This window comes from Glycomyces sp. NPDC049804 (genome assembly GCF_040674615.1).
GTDB lineage: Bacteria > Actinomycetota > Actinomycetes > Mycobacteriales > Micromonosporaceae > Glycomyces > Glycomyces niveus.
This window is the reverse complement of record NZ_JBFAMQ010000015.1, coordinates 59,516-77,690: the sequence shown is the minus strand read 5'-3', so window position 1 is coordinate 77,690 and position 18,175 is coordinate 59,516. Positions and strand designations below refer to the sequence as shown.

Here is an 18,175-nt window from a genome sequence, read left to right as displayed (position 1 = left end):
GCGACACATGAGACGCATTGTCGCGGTGGCCCTCGCCGCCGCCTTGAGCTTCACCGCCTTCGCCACCGCCTCGCCCGCCCAGGCCGTGCGCGACGACTTCTACATGGGCGTGGACCCCGGCACCCTCATCGACGTGGAGCGGTCCGGGATCCGCTTCTCCGACAACGGGGTCCAGGACGACGCCCTGAGCATCATGGCCGACAACGGCGCCAACCTGGTGCGCCTGCGGCTGTGGAACAACCCGTACAGCTCCTCGGGCCAGGCCTACGGCGGCGGCACGAACGACCTCGCCAAGACCATCGCGATGGCGCAGCGCGCCAAGGCCCTCGGCATGGACGTGCTGCTCGACCTCCACTACTCGGACTTCTGGGCAGACCCGGGCAAGCAGATCAAGCCCAAGGCCTGGCAGAGCCTGTCGTACAGCCAGCTGACGACCGCGGTGCGCGACTACTCCCGCAGCGTCGTCTCGCAGATGGCCGCCGCGGGCGCGACCCCCGACATCGTGGAGGTCGGCAACGAGATCACCAACGGCATGCTGCTGCCGACCGGCAGCACCTCGAACTGGAGCCAGCTGGGCGGCCTGCTCAAGGCCGGAATCGCGGGCGTCCACGAGGGCGCGGGCGGCATCGAGATCGCGCTGCACCTCGACCGCGGCGGCAACAACGCCGCCTACCGCACCTGGTTCGACAACGCCCGCAACCAGGGCGTGCCGTACGACATCATCGCCATGTCCTACTACCCGTACTGGCACGGCACGCTGAGCCAGTTGCGCACCAACATGAACGACGTCGCCGCCCGGTACGGCAAGGACGTGCTCATCGTGGAGACCGCCTACGCCCACACCCTCACCGACTGCGACGGGCGCGGCAACATCTTCACCAGCTCCCACGCGCAGGAGTCGGGCTATCCGGCCACGGTCGCGGGGCAGACGCAGTTCCTGCGGGATCTGCGCAACGCCGTGCAGGCCGTGCCGAACGACCGCGGCCGCGGCCTGGTCTGGTGGGAGCCGGCCTGGCTGGGCACCACGAGCTGGGCGAACCAGGCGGGCATGGCGTACATCAACGACTTCGCGGGCGAGAGCAACGCCTGGGACAACCAGGGCCTGTTCAACTGCAGCGGCGCGGCCGTCTCGACTCTCGACGTCTTCGCCGAGACCACCGGCGGCGGGGACCCCGGCACCGGCCAGAACGTGCTCGCCAACGGCGGCTTCGAGACCTCCGGCAGCCCCGCGAGCGGCTGGAGCGTGTGGGGGCCGACCAGCGCCGACACCAGCGCGGTCTTCCGCGAATCGCGCGGCAGCATCTACCAGGGCTCGAGCAAGCTCACCTTCTGGAAGTCCACTGCGTACACCGCCTCGGCCTACCAGGCGGTGACCGTGCCGAACGGGACCTACACGCTCACCGCCTGGGTCATGAACGGCGGCGGCCAGAGCGCGGCGCGCTTGTACGCCAAGCACCACGGCGGCACCGAACGCCAGGCCGGTCTGCCCGTGACCTCGACGTGGACGCAGGTGACCATCGCCGGCATCCAGGTCACCAGCGGCCGGATCGAAGCCGGCTTCTACACGAGCGCCAACGGCGGCAACTGGATCAACGTCGACGACGTGCGCCTGGTCCGGACCGCGTGAGGGGGGGCGGGGGCGGCCGCGCGCCGCCCCCGCCGACCACGCGCACGGACCACCGAAGGAAGGACCGGGTTTTGGTACGGAAACGGCCGACCATCAACGACGTCGCGGCGGCCTCGGGCGTCTCGACGGGGACCGTCTCGCGCGTCCTCAACGGGCACGCGAACGTCTCGCTCGCCGCCGAACTGGCGGTGCGGCGGGCCGTGGACGAGACCGGCTACGTCGTCAACCGGGCGGCCCGCAGCCTCAAGACCAGCCGCACCGGCTCGGTCGTGATGGTGGTGTCCGAGCCGCAGGAGCGGCTGTTCGAGGACCCGAACTTCCCGGTGCTGCTGCGGGCGGCCACGCGGCGGCTCGCCGAGCGGGACATGTCCTTGGTGCTCATGGTGGTCGACGACGAGGGGCGCGACCGGGTCGCCCGGTACCTGCGCGGCGGCCACGCCGACGGGGTGCTCCTCATCTCGGCCCACGCGGGCGACCCGCTGCTGGAGTCCATCGAGCGCAGCGGGGTCCCGGCCGTGGCGTGCGGCGCGGTCCTCGGCAGCGAGCGCGTCGTCCCGTACGCGGCGGCCGACGACCGCGGCGGCGCCAAGCTGATCACCGAATACCTGGTGGGCCTGGGCCGCCGCAGGATCGGCATGGTCACCGGTCCGCTCGACACGCCCGGCGGGACGCTCCGGATGGAGGGCTTCACCGGCGTGCTCGGGCGCAAGGCGACCAAGCGCATGGTGGTGCACGGCGACTACACGCAGGCCGGCGGCGAGCGGGCCATGACCGAGCTCCTGGCGAACGTCCCGGCGCTCGACGCGGTCTTCGTCGCATCCGACCTCATGGCGGCAGGGGCGCTGCAGGCGCTCCAGCGGGCGGGCCGGGCGGTGCCCGGCGACGTGGCGGTGGGCGGGTTCGACGACTCCGCGATCGCCGCGGCGACGAGCCCCATGCTCACCACCGTCCGCCAACCGCTCGACCGGGTCGCGGAGGAGGCCGTGCGCCTGCTCATCGCCCTGCTCGACGGCGAGCCGGCCGAGTCGGTCGTGCTGCCCACCGAACTGGTCGTGCGCGGCTCGGCCTGAGCCGGCACCGCCCCAGGGAAAACCGTTCGCAAGCGCTCGCCGGAACGCTTGACCAAGTATCGATTTATCCATATAATTCAATTTGTTGTAACCGCTTCCACGGAAGCCGCGGCCTTGAGACCTGAAGGACCGCGACATGAACGGGGCCGACCCGGCAGCGGCCTCCTCACACGACCTCCCACCCGGCGCCGCGAGCGCGCCCGCACCGCCACGGCCGTGCGCCAGCGCACGGCCGCCGATCTCCCGAACCTCACTCAAGGAGCAACCATGCCAATGCAGCGCAGGACCTTCCTCGGCCTCGGCGCCATGGCGGCCGCCGGCGCGGGCGCCGCCCTCCTCGGCGGCGCCCCGGCGCACGCCGACCCCGCCCCCTCCACCCCGTTCGCCGTCGGCGTGCGCCGCTACAACTGGACCCGCGGCAGCCGCCCCTGCACCACCTACGTCTACTACCCGGCCACCGGCTCGGCAGGCGGCAGCCCGGTGACGGACGCCCCCGCCGCGAACGGCGTCTTCCCCGTCTACAACTTCACCCACGGTTACGGCAGCAGCCCCCAGAACTCGCTGTTCATCATCAGCGCGCTGGCCGCGGCGGGCTTCGTCGTCCCCGCTCCGCACTTCAACCACAACTTCACCGACGTCAACAACGGCAACACCTCCAAGGACGTCTCGCAGATCCTCACGAACACGCTGGCGCTCAACGCGAGCGGACCCCTGGCCGGGCGGATCGACACCAGCGTCGGCGTGGGCGTCTCGGGCCACTCCCTGGGCGGCATGACCACCCACGGCCTGTTGACCTCCTGGCCCGACAGCCGGATCGTCTCCGCCAACCCGCAGTCCTGCGTGGACATGGGCAACCCGGCGGCGGCCGTGAACGCGAAGGTCCTCTTCGTCCACGGCGACCGGGACTCGACCACCACCTACTCCTCAGCGCGCCAGGCGTACACGGAGATGAACTGGCCCAAGGCCTTCCTGACATTCGTCGGCGGCAGCCACACCAGTTTCTGGAGCGACCAGCGGTTCCCGCGCACGGTCGTGGACTGGGCGCGCTGGACCATGTACGGGGACACCGCCGCCCGCGACCGCCTCCCGTCCGACGCGGCCGGGTCGAACACCAGGTGGGAGTCCCAGCTCGGCGACACGCCCGGCCCTTCGGGGCACTACCGGTTGATCGCCCAGCACAGCGGCAAGTACGCCGACATCGACGCGCTCTCCACCGCGGCCGGGGCGCGGCTGATCCAGTGGGCGCCCACCGGCCGCACCAACCAGGACTTCGCGTTCACCGACGCGGGGGAGGGGCACGTCAGGATCAAGGCCCGCCACTCCGGACTGGTCCTGCAGGCGGGCAGCGGCAGCGGGGCCGACATCACCCAGCAGCCCGAGAGCACCTCGACGAGCCAGCACTGGCGCGTCACCGACAACGGCGACGGCACGGTCAGCCTCATCAACCGCTCGAGCGGCCTCGCGATGGACGTCTGGGAGAAGTCCACCGCGGACGGCGCTCGCATCTCGCAGTACACCCCGAACGGTGCCCCGAACCAGCGCTTCACCCGCCAGGCCGTCTGACCCGCGCGTATTGGAACGATCCAACCGCCCGACGCGGCTCGCACCGCCGCGGCGGGCGGCCCTCGACCATCCGATCTGGAGTGAACATGCACAAGCCAACCTCTCGCAAGGCGCGACGCCTGCGAGCCCCCGCGGCGGCGGTGATCGGCCTCGTGGCCGCGGCCGCCACGATGATCACACTGAACGCCGCCGACGCCGCCACCGTCCGCTATGAAGCCGAGAGCGCACCGGCCACCTGCGACGGCACCATCGACACGAACCACGCCGGCTTCTCCGGCAGCGGGTTCTGCAACTCGAGCAACGCCGCGGGCGCGGCGAACCAGTTCACGGTGAACGCCGCGAGCGCGGGCACCGCGACCCTGGCGATCCGGTACGCCCACGGCGGCACCGACACCCGCTCGGCCGACATCGTCGTCAACGGCACGACCGTCCAGGCGGCGAGCGCCTTCCCCGCCACCGGAGCCTGGACGACCTGGTCGACGAAGAACGTGACGATCCCGGTCAACGCCGGTGCGAACACGGTCCGCCTGGCCGCCTCCACCGCAGCCGGGCTGGCGAACATCGACTTCATCGAACTCGAGGACGGCGCCCCGCCGCAGACCGGCGACGGCCGCTACGAGGTCGAGGCGCTGACGCGCGGCGTGACCGTGGTGCCCTCGGGCAGCGGCCGACTCGTCTCGTGGCGGCTGCTCGGCACCGATCCATCCAATGTGGCCTTCAACGTCTACCGCGACGGCGCGAAGGTCAACGCCTCGCCGCTCACCGGTGCGTCGAACTACCTCGACACCGGCGGCGCCGCCACCTCCCAGTACACCGTCCGCTCGGTTGTGAACGGGACCGAGGGGCCGGCCGCGGGCGCCGAAGCGGTGTTCAACTCCAGCGGTCACCTCAACATCCCGATCCAGCGACCCTCGGCGAGCGGCTTCACTTACGAGGCCAACGATGTCAGCGTCGGCGACCTGGACGGGGACGGCGACTACGAGTACATCGTCAAGTGGTACCCGTCCAACGCCAAGGACAACGCGCAGGCGGGCGTCACCGGCAACACCATCATCGACGCCTACCAGCTCAACGGCCAGCGCTTGTGGCGCATCGACCTGGGCCGCAACATCCGCTCGGGCGCGCACTACACCCAGTTCCAGGTCTTCGACTACGACGGCGACGGCAAGGCCGAGGTCGCGATGAAGACCGCCGACGGCACCCGCGACGGCGCCGGGACCGTCATCGGCAACGCCAGCGCCGACTACCGCAACGGCGACGGCTACATCCTCTCCGGGCCCGAGTTCCTCACGGTCTTCAACGGCCAGACCGGCGCGGCGATGGACACCGTCAACTACAACCCGCCGCGCGGCAACGTCTCGTCCTGGGGCGACAACTACGGCAACCGGGTCGACCGGTTCCTCGCCGGGACCGCCTACCTCGACGGCGCGACCCCGTCGATGATCTTCGCCCGCGGCTACTACACGCGCTCGGTGATCTGGGCGGTCGACTGGAACGGCACCGACCTGACCACCCGCTGGACCTTCGACTCCAACACCGCCGGCTCCCAGTACGCGGGCCAGGGCGCGCACAGCCTCTCCATCGCCGACCTCAACGGCGACGGGAACCAGGACGTCGTCTACGGCGCCATGGCGGTCGGCTCGAACGGGCAGGCGCTGTGGAACACCCGGTTCGGCCACGGGGACGCGCTGCACGTCTCGGACTTCGTGCCGAGCCGCGCGGGCCAGGAGGTCTTCATGGTGCACGAGGCCGGCAACCAGCCGTCCTCGCACCTGAACGGCTCCAACGGCCAGATCATGTTCCAGACCGGCGCGAGCGGCGACAACGGCCGCGGCGTGGCCGCGAACGTGCTCGCCTCCAACCCGGGCGCGGAGTACTGGTCGGCGAACGTCGGCGGCCTGCTCAACGCCTCGGGTCAGAACATCGGGGCGAAGCCCGGCTCGATGAACTTCCTGTCATGGTGGGACGGCGACGGCGAGCGCGAACTGCTCGACGGCACCCAGATCACCAACTACCCCTCGGGCACGCTCCTGAGCGGTTCGGGCGTCACGTCGAACAACGGCACCAAGTCCACTCCGGCGCTCTCGGCGGACCTGTTCGGCGACTGGCGCGAAGAGGTCGTCTGGAAGACCTCCGACAGCTCCGCTCTGCGGATCTACGCGACCCCGCACCAGACGAACCTGCGCATCGCGACCCTCATGCACGACCCTCAGTACCGGGTCGCGATCGCCTGGCAGAACACGGCCTACAACCAGCCGCCGCACCCGAGCTTCTACATCGGCAGCGACAAGACCGCCTACCCCTGGCCCGACGTCCACACCCCGTGAGACCCGCATGCCCCGGGCGCCCGTGCCGGAGGCGCCCGGGGCATGCGCCCGCCCTGTGCCGCTCGCATGCGGCCAACGACCCGGCCGCGGTCCCGCCCCGGCCCATCTCCCACCTGGAGCGATCATGAGCACTTGCGACACCGCCGGCCCGTTCGGGGCCAAGTTCACCCGCCGCGCCCTGGCCGGCCTGGTCGCCGGAGCGGCGGCGGGCGGACTCGCCGCCGCCGCACCCGCGCGCGCCGCGTTCGAACCCGGCGCCTGGTACCTCCTCCAGAGCCGCCACTCAGGTCTCTACCTCGACATCGAGGGCCGCTCGACCGCGAACGGCGCCATGCTGGTGCAGTGGAACCGCACCGACGCGACCAACCAGCAGTTCCGCTTCCTCGACGCGGGCGGCGGCTACTTCAAGATCCAAGTGCGCCACTCGAACGCGGTCCTCGACCTGCGCGACTCGAGCCGGGCCGACGGCGCGGACGTCGTCCAGTGGGCCGACGACGGCGGCACCGACCAGCACTGGCAGATCCTCGACGACGGCACCTACCTGCGCTTCGTGAACCGCCACTCCGGCAAGGCCCTCGACGTGTGGGCCAAGTCCACCACCGCCGGGGACCGCATCTCCCAGTACACCTCGAACGGCGGCACGAACCAGCAGTTCCGGGCGGTGCCCGTCGGCGCCCCTCCCAGCGACGGCACGCCCACGATCTTCATCGCCTCCGACTCCACCGCCCAGACCTACAACTCCGGCTACTTCCCGCAGATGGGCTGGGGCCAGAAGCTCGCCGGTTACTTCGACGCGAACACCGCGGTGGCGAACCACGCCATCGGCGGGCGCTCCTCGCGCTCGTTCATCAACGAGGGCCGCCTGGCCGCGATCCTCAACGCGATCCGCCCCGGCGACTACCTCTTCGTCCAGTTCGGGCACAACGACGCCACGGTCTCGCGGCCCGAGCGGTACACCTCGCCCGCGGACTACAAGATGTACCTGCGCGACCACTACATGGCGGGCGCGACCGCGCGCGGCGCCGTCCCGGTCCTGCTCACCCCCGTCTCGCGGCGCGACTACGACTCCAGCGGCAACTTCCGGGTCTCCTTCCCCGACTACGTCAACAAGGTCTACGAGCTCGCCAACGAGACCGGCGTCGCCATGATCGACCTCTCGGCCCGCTCGCGCGCCTACCTCAACGGCATCGGCCCCGAAGCCGCCAAACGCGTCTTCCTCCACCTCGCCGCCGGTCAGTACCCGGCCTTCCCCAACGGCGTCGCCGACAACACCCACTTCCAGGAGTACGGCGCGAACCAGATGGCGCGCATCGTCTCCGAAGGCGCGAAGGCGCTCCCGCTCCCCATCGCCGGGCACGTGAAGTAGCCCGGGACAGTCCATTCCTCCTCGAGATCGGAGCGGTCATGCCGTCCTCCCCGTGGCTGCGCAAGCCGGCCGCCGTCCTGGCGGCCGCGGCAGCGGTCCTCACCTTCCTGGTCTTCACCCCCGCGGCAGCGTCCGCCGCGCCCGACACCTCGGCCTGGTACGTGATCCAGTCGCGGTCCTCCGGGCTCGTGTTCGAGATCCAGGGCGCCTCAACCGCGACCGGCGCCGGCCTGGTCCAGAACACCCGCACCGACGCGCAGAGCCAGCAGTTCCGGTTCATCGACTCAGGCGGCGGCTACTACCGCATCCAGGCCCGGCACTCGGGCCAGGTGATCGACGTGTGGGGCAAGAGCCTCGCCGACGGCGCGACGATCGCGCAGTACACCGACCAGAACTCCACCAACCAGCAGTGGCAGGTGCAGGAGAGCGGCGGCTACGCGACGTTCATCAGCCGCCTGTCCGGCAAGGCGCTCGACGTCTGGGAGCGCTCGACGACCCCCGGCACCCGTATCAGCCAGTACACCCCCAACGGCGGCGCCAACCAGCAGTTCCAGCTGATCCCCGTCGGCGGCGGCACCCCGGGCGGCGGCCTCGACGGCTGCACCGGCACCTCGCCGATCACCTGCCGCTACAACGTGGCACCGGGAACGTACGAGGTCACCGTGGTCCTCGGCGGCGCCCAGACGGGATCCACAGTGGTCACCGCCGAGTCCCGGCGCACCATGCTCGGCACCACGGCCACCGCCGCCGGGCAGCAGGTGACCAAGACTTTCACCGTCAACGTGCGCAACCCCGAAGGCCAGCCCACGGGCGCCACCGGCAGCCAGGGACTCGACCTGTACTTCGGCGGCTCCGCGCCGCGCGTCAGCAGCGTGACGGTCACCCCCGCAAGGCAACCCCAGCTCTTCCTCGCCGGGGACTCCACCGTCTGCGACCAGTCCACCCGCCCGTACACCGGCTGGGGCCAGCAGCTCCCGCAGTACTTCGACCAGGGCCTCTCGGTCGCCAACTACGCCGACTCGGGCGACAGCTCCGGCTCCTTCCTCTCGGACTCGCGGCTCTTCCCGACCATGCGCCCGCTCATCCGCCCCGGCGACGTCGTGCTCATCCAGTTCGGGCACAACGACAAGCAGACCAGCGCCGCCACCTTCCGCTCGAACCTCACCCGGCTCATCGACGGCGTCGAGGCCCAAGGCGGCGTCCCAGTCCTCGTCACACCGATCGTCCGCCGCTCGTTCAACGGCGACGGCACCCTCAACAACGGCACCGCCCTGCACGTCAACGGCGTCGGCGCCGACCTGCCCCGTGAGATGCGCTCCCTCGCCCAGCAGCAGGGCGTGCAACTCATCGACCTCACAGCGCTCACCAAGCAGATGGTCGAGCAGCTCGGCCCGGAACGCTCCAAGGCCCTCTTCCTCACCAACGAGGCGAGCGACAACACCCACACCTCCGAGTACGGCGCCGACCAGTTCGCGCAGCTCGTCCGCAATGAGATGCGCCGCCAGGGCATCGTGCCCGCCGGCCTGTTCCGCTGAGAGGAGACGCCTTGCACAGCAGACGATCACGATCCGCGGCCGGCGCCTGCGCCGCGCTCGCGCTGGCCGGAGCGCTCGTAGGCGCGCTCGGACCGGCCGACGCGGCCTCCGCCCTGTACGGCACCGCCGACATCCAGCCGATCGAGAGCAACCTGGCCCTGAAACCCTGGGTCGAGGCGACCGCGAGCAGCGGTGCCGCGACCGCCCCGCTCGCGGTCGACGGCGATTCCGGGACCGCCTGGGCACCGACCGAACCCGCTGCGGGCCAATGGCTCCAACTGGACCTCGGTGGCGCCTACGACAACCTCCGCAAGGTCCACGTGGCCTTCGCCGACCCGGGAGCCGTCCACCAGTACCGGGTGGAAGCCTCCTCTGACGGCGAGACGTGGGCGACCGTCGCCGACCGGACCGGCGCCCAAGCACCGGGCGCGGGCGGAGTCGACCTGTTCACCCGGCCCGGGACGAGGTTCGTGCGGGTCGCCGTCACCGGAGCCTCACCGGGCGCGGCGGTCGGCGTCAGCGAGCTCGAGGTCTACAACTACCTGCGAGACGACGTCGTCCTCGGCGCCGATCTGTCCTGGATGGACGACCAGCGGGGCCGCGAGTACTGGGTCCACCCGCAGGCCGAGGACCGCGGGGCGGGGCCGTTCCTGCTCGACGTCATGCAGGACAGGGGCATGGAGTACACGCGGCTGCGGGTGTTCAACGAGCCGCGAAACGAGTCCACCGGCAACCCGAACGCTATCCCGTACCAGGGCCCCGAGCGCACGCTCACCTCCGCGAGGTGGGTCGCCGAACGCGGGCTCGGCCTCGGCATCGACTTCCACTACGCCGACTCGTGGGCCGACCCCGGCAAGCAGCCCAAGCCCCGCGCCTGGGCCGGGCTGGAGTTCGAGGAGCTGACCGACGCGGTCTACGACTACACCCGCGAGTACGTCGCGCAGCTGGTCGCCCAGGGCACCGTCCCGGACAAGGTCGCGGTCGGCAACGAGATCGCCAACGGGTTCATGTGGGGCAGTGAGGCGGTCGGCGCTCCGTCCACAGAGGCCGTGCACGCGGGCGCCGACCCGCCGTACTTCCGCAATCAGGCCGCGCTCTACCAGTCCCAGCCCGGCGGCGGCATCCTGTGGCAGTACCGGTTCTCGCAGGACCCCGCCGAACATCAGCGCTACCTGGACTCCTGGGACCGGTTCACCACCCTGCTCGCCGCCGGGATCGCGGCCGTGCGCGACGCCTCGCCGGAGTCCCAAGTGGAACTGCACTCGGTGGTCGGGCGCATCAGCGGCATGGGCAAGGCGGGGGAGTACTGGCAGCAGTTGACGACCCGTCTCAACGCCAAAGGCCAGGACTTCGACGTGCTCGCCCTCTCGTACTACCCCGAGCACCACGGCAGCCTCGCGCAGATGGAGGCGAACCTCCACACGCTCGCCACCGCCTACCCGCAGTACGAGCTCGAGATCGCCGAGACCTCCTACCCCGCCACCGGCGGCGGCACCATGCCGAACTCGACGTTCCCGCGCACCGTCCAGGGCCAGGCCGATGCCGTACAGGCCGTCTTCCAGATGGTCAACGACATCGTGGACAACCGCGGGGCCGGGGCCCTCACCTGGGAGCCCGCGGGCTTCCAAGCGATGTTCCGGGCGGTGCCGGGCATGGCGAACACGTACGAGCCGAACGCCTCGATCGACGTCTACCACCGCAGCCGCGCCACCCATGTCATCGAGGACACGGTCTACCGCAGCGCCCTGACCGGCAGCGCAGCCGAACTGCCGGGCACGGTCGAGGTCCTCACTGTCGCCGACGGCTCCCGATCGGCCGTCCCGGTCGACTGGGGCGACCTCCCCGCGACCGATGCGCCGGGCCGGACCGCGGTCACCGGAACGACCGAGTACGGCGAGGTCACCGCGGTCGTCGATGTCGTGGACGCTTACGCCGCACCGGCATGCGACACGGTCGTGACCGGTGTGCGGTCCGGCCCGCTGTCGATCGCGTCCGGCACCACCTGCCTGGCCGAGGGCACCGCAGTCCACGGCCCGGTGACCGTCGCCCCGGGGGCCGGCCTGGTCGCCGACGGCGCGCAGATCCGAGGACCGGTGACCACCACGAGTGCGGCGGTCGTGTTCCTCTGCGGCACCGACATATCCGGTCCCGTGACACTGGACGGCGGCACCGCGGTCACCCTCGGCGACCCCGCCCTGGACTGCGCGTCCAACGAGATCCGCGGCCCCGTCTCGGTCACGGGCTCATCGGGCTGGAACGTCATCGCGGGCAACGACATCAGCGGCCCGCTGTCATGCAGCGGCAACGAACCGGCCCCGGCCGGATCGGGCAACGACGTGCGGGGGCCGAAGAGCGGCCAGTGCGCCGGACTGTGAACCGAAGGGCCCGGCGGTGCGCCGGGCCCTTCGTCCGCAGGCGTTCAGGCGGTCGACTCCCGCTGCACGACCTCGAACGGCGCAGTGAACTCGCGTGGCGGGATCAGCGGGTCGTCGATGCGGGAGAGGATCAGGTCGACGGCCTTGGCGGCCTTCCACCGGTGGTCGGGGGCCACGGTCGACAGCGACGGGATGAAGACCTCCGACTCGGGCAGGTCGTCGAAACCGATGACGCGGACGTCGCCGGGGACGCTCACGCCGCGGTCGTGCAGGCCCCGGATCACGCCCATGGCCACCATGTCGTTGAGCGCCACCACACCGTCCGCGCCGAGCCCTGAGTCCGCGATCCGGCGGCCGGTGGCGCGGGCGCCCTCGCGCGAGAGCGCGTCGACGACGAAGCGCAGCCGCGGGTCGGGCCGGATCCCGCGCTCCTCGAGCGCCGTCCGGTAGCCGTTGTACCGCCGCGTGAACATCGTGAGCCGGTCGAGGTTCCCGCCGGTGACGACCGCGATCCGCTTGCAGCCCCGGTCGAGCAGGTGCGCGGTCGCGGCGGCGGTGCCGGCCTCGTTCGCGACGGTGACGTGGTCGAACCGGCCTGCGGGGTCCTGCTCGCCGAGGACGACGATCGGCGGGCTCTGGTCGGTCAGCGGGAGTCCGGGTGCGTCGGCTTCGGCGTTCGCCAGGGAGAGGATGAGGCCGTCGAGCTGGAGCCGGCGCGACTGCGCGACGGCCGCGGCCTCGCCCACGGCGACGGCGCCCGTCTGCTCGACCGCGACGTGGTAACCGTGCCGCCGCGCCTCCTCGATCACCAGCGCGGCGAACATCCCGAAGTAGGCGTTGCCGACCTGCGGCACGGCGAGCCCGATGACGCCGCTGCGGCCGGACCGGAGGCTCCGCGCCGCCGCGTTGATCTGGTACCCGGACTCGCGGATGGCGGCGAGGACCCGTTCGCGGGCTTCGGGGCTGACCCTGACGCGGTCGTTGATGACGTTGGAGACGGTCATCGTCGAGACTCCGGCGAGCTCCGCCACGTCGTTCATGGTGATCCTGCCGCGCTTCACCACGCCTCCACAACTCGCGCATCGGCCGCTTCCGGGGGTCCGGGGAGCGCCAGGGGTCCGCCGCGGCGGGGGCGCCGCGGACCCCGAGTGTATCGGTCCGCGCCGGACCGGCCGCCGAGCGGACGAGTCGCCGGGCCTGAGCGGGCAGCGCGGTCGGGGCGGGTCCTGTCCGCCCGGTCCCCTTGACCAAACATCGAAATATATCTATAGTTCGAAAGCATAAGTTTCGGTATGTTCTCCGAAAGTTTCGATCACCCAGGGATTGAACATGATCAACACCTCACCGAGGCGGCGGCATCGCGTCTGGTCGGCGCTCGCCGCAGTCGCGACCGTGGGCCTCACCGCCACGACCGCGCTCGTGCTCTCATCAGGGACCGCACAGGCCGCGAGCACGCTCGGGGCCTCCGCCGCCGAGAGCGGCCGCTACTTCGGGGCGGCCGTCGCCGGCAACCGCCTCAGCGAGTCCGGCTACGCCAACACCCTCGCGACCGAGTTCAACTCGGTCGTGGCCGAGAACGCCATGAAGTGGGACGCGACCGAGCCGAACCCGGGCCAGTTCAACTTCTCGGGCGGCGACCAGATCGTCAGCTGGGCGCAGGCCCGCAACATGAAGGTCCGCGGCCACACCCTGGTCTGGCACGCCCAGCAGCCCGGGTGGGTGCAGAACCTGACCGGGCAGAACCTGCGCAACGCGATGCTCAACCACATCGCCGGCGTCGCGAACCACTACGAGGGCAAGGTCTTCGCCTGGGACGTGGTCAACGAGGCGTTCGAGTGGGACGGCTCGCGCCGCCAGTCGAACCTGCAGATCCAGCTCGGCAACGGCTGGATCGAGGAGGCCTTCCGCGCCGCGGACGCCGCCGACCCGAACGCCCGCCTCTGCTACAACGACTACGGCACCGACGCCATCAACTCCAAGAGCACCGCGATCTACAACATGGTGCGCGACTTCAAGGCCCGCGGCGTCCCGATCGACTGCGTCGGCTTCCAGTCCCACCTCGCCTCCAACGAGAACCTGAGCAGCTACCAGGCCAACCTCCAGCGCTTCGCCGACCTCGGCGTGGCCGTGGAGATCACCGAGCTCGACGTCGGCCAGGGCTCCGGCCAGGCGGCGACCTACGAGACCGTCACCAAGGCCTGCATGGCCGTCTCCCGCTGCACCGGCATCACCGTGTGGGGCGTGACCGACAAGTACTCGTGGCGCGACGACAACCCGCTGCTCTTCGACGGCAACTACCAGAAGAAGCCGGCCTACCACTCGGTGCTCGCGGCGCTGAACAACGGCACCCCCGGCGGCGGCGGCGACTCGGGCCAGCTGCGGAGCGCCGCGTCGAACCGCTGCCTCGACGTGCCGAACCAGTCCACGACGAACGGCACCCAGCTGCAGATCTACGACTGCTGGACCGGCGCGAACCAGCAGTGGACCTACGCCAACGGCGAGATCTCGGTCTACTCCGGAACCACCCGCAAGTGCCTTGACGCCTCGGGCGGCGGCACTGCCAACGGCACGGCCGCGATCATCTGGAGCTGCCACGGCGGCGCCAACCAGCGCTGGAACCTGAACTCCAACGGCTCCATCACCAACGCCGCCTCGGGCCTGTGCCTCGACGTGGCCGGTGCTGCGACCGCCAACGGCACCAAGGTCCAACTCTGGTCCTGCACCGGCGCCGCCAACCAGCGGTGGTCCTTCGCATAACACTCCTGCTCCCAAGGGAAAACGACCGGGCGGCCCGCATGGGCCGCCCGGTCCTTCCGCGTTCGGCCCGACGCGAGCGGGCGTCCGGGGCTCAGGACTCCGGCGTGAGGTCGACCCTGCGGAGCAGCTGGGCGTTGAGGGCGACCACGATGGTGGAGGCCGACATCAGGACGGCGCCGATGGCCGGGCTGAGGGTGATGCCGACGCCGGCGAGGACGCCGGCGGCGAGCGGGATCGCCACGATGTTGTAGCCCGCGGCCCAGCCCAGGTTCTCGATCATCTTGCGGTAGCTGGCCTTCGAGAGGCGGCGGACGCCGCCGACGCCGCGCGGGTCGGAGGAGGCCAGGACCACGCCGGCGGACTCGATCGCGACGTCGGTGCCCGCGCCGATCGCGATGCCCACGTCGGCCCGGGCGAGCGCGGGGGCGTCGTTGACGCCGTCGCCGACCATCGCCACCCGCAGTCCCCGGGACTGGAGGTCGGCCACGGCCCGGTCCTTGTCCTCGGGCAGGACCTCGGCGAAGACCTCGTCGTCGGCGGTGAACCCGAGGTCGGCGGCGACCGCGTCGGCCACTGCCCTGGCGTCGCCGGTGATCATCGCGATCTTCCGCACCCCGAGGGAACGTAGATCGGCGACGGCCTGCTTGGCCTCCGGGCGGACCTCGTCCTCGAGCGCGATCGCGCCGAGCACCTCGGCCCCGTCCTCGAGGCCGATCAGGTAGAGCACCGTGGCGCCCCGGCCCGACCAGGTCTCGACGTCGCCGCTCAGTTCGTCGGGCGCGTCGATGCCGAGTTCGCGGAGCAGCGCGGGGCCGCCGACCGCGTAGCGGCGGCCGTCGACGGTCGCCTCGACGCCTTTGCCGGTGCGCGAACGGAAGTCCGTGGCGTGCGCGCCTTCACCGTGCTCGTGCCCGTGGTGGGCCACGATCGCGCGGGCCAGCGGGTGCTCGGAGTCGGACTCGACCGCCGCGGCCAGGTGCAGGATCTCGTCGGTGTCGCGGCCGCCGGCCCCGGCGATGCCGGCGACGGTGTGCGCGCCCTTGGTGAGCGTCCCGGTCTTGTCGAAGAGCAAGGCGTCCACAGTGCGCATCCTCTCGATCGCGAGCCGGTCCTTGACGAGGATGCCGGCCTTGGCCGAGACCGCCGTGGTGATCGAGATGACCAGCGGGATAGCGAGGCCGAGCGCGTGCGGGCAGGCGATGACCAGGACCGTCACCGTGCGGACCACGCCCGAGGTCGCGTCGCCCAGGAGCGACCAGACCGCGAACGTGACGACGCCCGCGGCCATGGCGACGTAGAAGAGCAGCGCGGCGAACTTGTCGGCGAGGACCTGCCCGCGGCCGCGCGACTCCTGCGCCTGCGAGACGAGGCGCTGGATGCCCGCGAGCGCGGTGTCGTCGCCGACCGCGTTGACGCGCACGCGGATCGCCGAGTCGGTGGCGACGGTCCCGGCCACGACCCGGTCGCCTTCGCCTCTTGACACGGGCCGGGACTCGCCGGTGATCATGGACTCGTCCATCTCGGCCTCCCCGTCGACGATCTCGCCGTCGGCCGGGACGCGCGAGCCGGAGCGGACCAGCACCACGTCGCCGATCCCCAGCTCGTGCACCGGCACCGTCGAGGTGCTCCCGTCCTCGCCCACCCGCTCGGCCTCGTCGGGCAGCAGCGCCGCGAGCGCGGCGAGCGCCCCGCGGGCCTGCCCGATGGCCTTCATCTCCTGCCAGTGGCCGAGCAGCATGATGGTGACGAGCGCGCCGAGCTCCCACCAGAACTCGAGGTCGAACAGGCCGAGGCTCGTTGCGAGCGAAGCGATGTAGGCGACCGTGATGGCGGTGGCGATGAGCAGCATCATGCCGGGCGCGCGGTCGCGGATCTCGCGCACGCCGCCGACGAGGAACGGCCAACCGCCGTAGAGGAACACGGCCGTACCGAGGACGGGACCGACGAGCGCCATCCCCGGGAAGTCCAGTGTGTAGCCGAACCAGTCCATCACCATGTGGCTGGTGGCGACCAGCGGCACGGTCAGGGCCAGGCTGAGCCAGAACTTGCGGCGGAAGGCCTCCGGATCGTGCCCGGCGTGCTTGTCGTGCCCGCCGTGTCCGCCGTGGCCCGCGTCGGCCCCGTGGGGGCTGTGGGTCGGGTGTCCGCCGTGGCCCGCGTCGGACTCGTGAGGGCTCTGGGCCGCGTGCCCGCCGTGGCCCGCGTCGGCCCCGTGGGGGCTGTGGGCCGCGTGCCCGCCGTGGACGGCCTCGGCTTGGTCCTGTCCGTGGCCCGCCGGGGCCTCGTGCGCGCCGTGACCGTGGTGCTCGTGGTGCCCGCCCGCGGCCGGGCCGGCATGGGGCTCGGTGTGGTCGGCGTGCGGTGTGCGCTGGTGGTGCCCCGTGTCGTCGCCGCGGGCGTGGTGACCGCTCACTGGAGGCTCCTTCCTCTGGTTGCCGAACGCTTCGACCATATACCCCTAGGGGGTATCTGGCAAGGCTATGCAACCACTCGTCCACCCGAGGTATTCCCGCGCCCCGGTCTGAGAAACAGGGGAGCCCCGACCTGCGGCCTACCAGGACGGGATCTGTCACCGTCATGCCGGATGATCGGCCCATGTCCGACACGACCGCCCGCGCGCTCAGTCTGCTCAACCTGCTGCAATCGCACCGGCACTGGTCCGCGCCGGAGCTGGCCCGGCGGCTCGGCGTCACCGTCCGGACCGTGCGGCGGGACGTCGGACGCCTGCGCGACCTCGGCTACCGCATCGACTCCGCGCCGGGAGCGTTCGGCGGCTACCGCCTCGAAGCGGGCGCCTCGCTGCCGCCGCTGCTGCTCTCCGACGAAGAGGCGGTCGCCATCGCGATCGGGCTCCGCCTAGTCGCGGCGGGTCGCCTCGCGCGCGGCGCCGAGTTCGCGCTGTCGGTCCTCGCGAAGCTCGAACAGGTGCTGCCCGCCCGGCTGCGGCGGCGCGTGCGCGCCTTCGGCCCCGAACCCGGGACCGCGGGCCGGGACGGGGCCGCGACCGACGTGCTCGTGGACCTGGCGCTGGCGTGCCGCGACCGCGAACGGGTGCGGCTGCGGTACCGACCCGGCGGCGGCGAGGAGCAGGAGCGGCGGGTCGAACCGCACACGCTCGTCCCGACCGGCGGCGACTGGTACCTCGTCTGCTGGGACCTCGACCGCGCCGACTGGCGCACCTTCCGCGCCGACCGCCTCGCCGCCGTCGAGCACCTGCGGGTCGGCGGCACCCCGCGCACGCTGTCGCCCAAGCAGGTCGATGAGTTCGTCACCGTCGCGAGGACATGGAGCCCGGGGGTGCCCGACGCGGCGGCGGTCGTCGACATGCCGCTCGCGGCATTCCAAGCGGCCCTTGGCGAATGGGCGAAGGGCGCGACAGCGGAGGGACCGGAGCGGACGCGCTGGCCGGTGGGCGGCGCGAGCGCGCGGGACATCGCGTACGGCCTCTCGTGGCTCCCGGCGGGCACGCCCTACCGGGTCGAGATCCCCGATGCGGACCGCGCCGAGCTGCGGGCGCTGCTCGCGCGGACGGCCGACGCGCTGGACCGGTGACCG

General features: G+C 71.5%; 11 protein-coding genes. 9 read left to right on the top strand and 2 right to left on the bottom strand.

Annotated features, from left to right (window positions below):
- Window positions 1-7: 7 nt before the first annotated feature.
- The 7 genes from AB0K52_RS20935 to AB0K52_RS20905 all read left to right on the top strand — a co-directional run bounded on the left by AB0K52_RS20935 (window position 8) and on the right by AB0K52_RS20905 (window position 11,863).
- Window positions 8-1,627, top strand: coding sequence for a glycosyl hydrolase 53 family protein (locus tag AB0K52_RS20935; RefSeq protein ID WP_363534864.1), 1,620 nt, complete (start codon window positions 8-10; stop codon window positions 1,625-1,627).
- 71 nt (window positions 1,628-1,698) lie between these two features.
- Window positions 1,699-2,697, top strand: coding sequence for a LacI family DNA-binding transcriptional regulator (locus AB0K52_RS20930; protein WP_363534860.1), 999 nt, complete (start codon window positions 1,699-1,701; stop codon window positions 2,695-2,697).
- Between the two features lie 273 nt (window positions 2,698-2,970).
- A complete protein-coding gene (locus AB0K52_RS20925) occupies window positions 2,971-4,260 on the top strand; it encodes an RICIN domain-containing protein (protein WP_363534857.1) in 1,290 nt (429 codons plus the stop codon).
- Between the two features lie 86 nt (window positions 4,261-4,346).
- Entirely contained in the window at window positions 4,347-6,587 is a 2,241-nt protein-coding gene (locus tag AB0K52_RS20920) for a carbohydrate-binding protein (protein ID WP_363534854.1), read from the top strand.
- A 124-nt stretch (window positions 6,588-6,711) separates the two neighbouring features.
- Window positions 6,712-7,953: an RICIN domain-containing protein gene (locus AB0K52_RS20915; protein ID WP_363534851.1), complete on the top strand. Its 1,242-nt coding sequence runs from the start codon at window positions 6,712-6,714 to the stop codon at window positions 7,951-7,953.
- Window positions 7,954-7,991: 38 nt separating this feature from the next.
- Entirely contained in the window at window positions 7,992-9,488 is a 1,497-nt protein-coding gene (locus AB0K52_RS20910; protein ID WP_363534848.1) for an RICIN domain-containing protein, read from the top strand.
- Window positions 9,489-9,499: 11 nt separating this feature from the next.
- Window positions 9,500-11,863 carry a glycosyl hydrolase 53 family protein gene (locus tag AB0K52_RS20905; protein ID WP_363534845.1) on the top strand — a complete coding sequence of 788 codons (2,364 nt, stop codon included), beginning with the start codon at window positions 9,500-9,502 and terminating at the stop codon, window positions 11,861-11,863.
- A gap of 44 nt (window positions 11,864-11,907) precedes the next feature.
- Here the strand turns inward: AB0K52_RS20905 and AB0K52_RS20900 are convergent, their stop codons facing one another.
- Window positions 11,908-12,903 (bottom strand): LacI family DNA-binding transcriptional regulator, encoded by a 996-nt coding sequence (locus AB0K52_RS20900; protein WP_363534842.1) that lies wholly within the window; start codon window positions 12,901-12,903, stop codon window positions 11,908-11,910.
- A 289-nt stretch (window positions 12,904-13,192) separates the two neighbouring features.
- On the opposite strand from AB0K52_RS20900, the gene AB0K52_RS20895 reads away from it, so the two are divergent.
- On the top strand, window positions 13,193-14,620 hold the full coding sequence (locus AB0K52_RS20895) for an endo-1,4-beta-xylanase (RefSeq protein ID WP_363534839.1): 1,428 nt from the start codon (window positions 13,193-13,195) through the stop codon (window positions 14,618-14,620).
- A gap of 91 nt (window positions 14,621-14,711) precedes the next feature.
- Here the strand turns inward: AB0K52_RS20895 and AB0K52_RS20890 are convergent, their stop codons facing one another.
- Window positions 14,712-17,033 (bottom strand): heavy metal translocating P-type ATPase, encoded by a 2,322-nt coding sequence (locus AB0K52_RS20890; protein ID WP_363534836.1) that lies wholly within the window; start codon window positions 17,031-17,033, stop codon window positions 14,712-14,714.
- A 182-nt stretch (window positions 17,034-17,215) separates the two neighbouring features.
- Here AB0K52_RS20890 and AB0K52_RS20885 point away from each other — a divergent pair, with 182 nt between their 5' ends.
- A complete protein-coding gene (locus AB0K52_RS20885) occupies window positions 17,216-18,172 on the top strand; it encodes a transcriptional regulator (protein ID WP_363534833.1) in 957 nt (318 codons plus the stop codon).
- The last annotated feature ends 3 nt before the right edge of the window (window positions 18,173-18,175 follow it).

Excerpts from the sequence above, each read along its gene's own strand:
- AB0K52_RS20915 (WP_363534851.1), top strand. The coding sequence starts at position 6,712 with ATGAGCACTTGCGACACCGCCGGCCCGTTCGGGGCCAAGTTCACCCGC.
- AB0K52_RS20900 (WP_363534842.1), bottom strand. The coding sequence starts at position 12,903 with ATGAACGACGTGGCGGAGCTCGCCGGAGTCTCGACGATGACCGTCTCC.
- AB0K52_RS20920 (WP_363534854.1), top strand. The coding sequence starts at position 4,347 with ATGCACAAGCCAACCTCTCGCAAGGCGCGACGCCTGCGAGCCCCCGCG.
- AB0K52_RS20895 (WP_363534839.1), top strand. The coding sequence starts at position 13,193 with ATGATCAACACCTCACCGAGGCGGCGGCATCGCGTCTGGTCGGCGCTC.
- AB0K52_RS20910 (WP_363534848.1), top strand. The coding sequence starts at position 7,992 with ATGCCGTCCTCCCCGTGGCTGCGCAAGCCGGCCGCCGTCCTGGCGGCC.
- AB0K52_RS20925 (WP_363534857.1), top strand. The coding sequence starts at position 2,971 with ATGCAGCGCAGGACCTTCCTCGGCCTCGGCGCCATGGCGGCCGCCGGC.
- AB0K52_RS20935 (WP_363534864.1), top strand. The coding sequence starts at position 8 with ATGAGACGCATTGTCGCGGTGGCCCTCGCCGCCGCCTTGAGCTTCACC.
- AB0K52_RS20885 (WP_363534833.1), top strand. The coding sequence starts at position 17,216 with ATGTCCGACACGACCGCCCGCGCGCTCAGTCTGCTCAACCTGCTGCAA.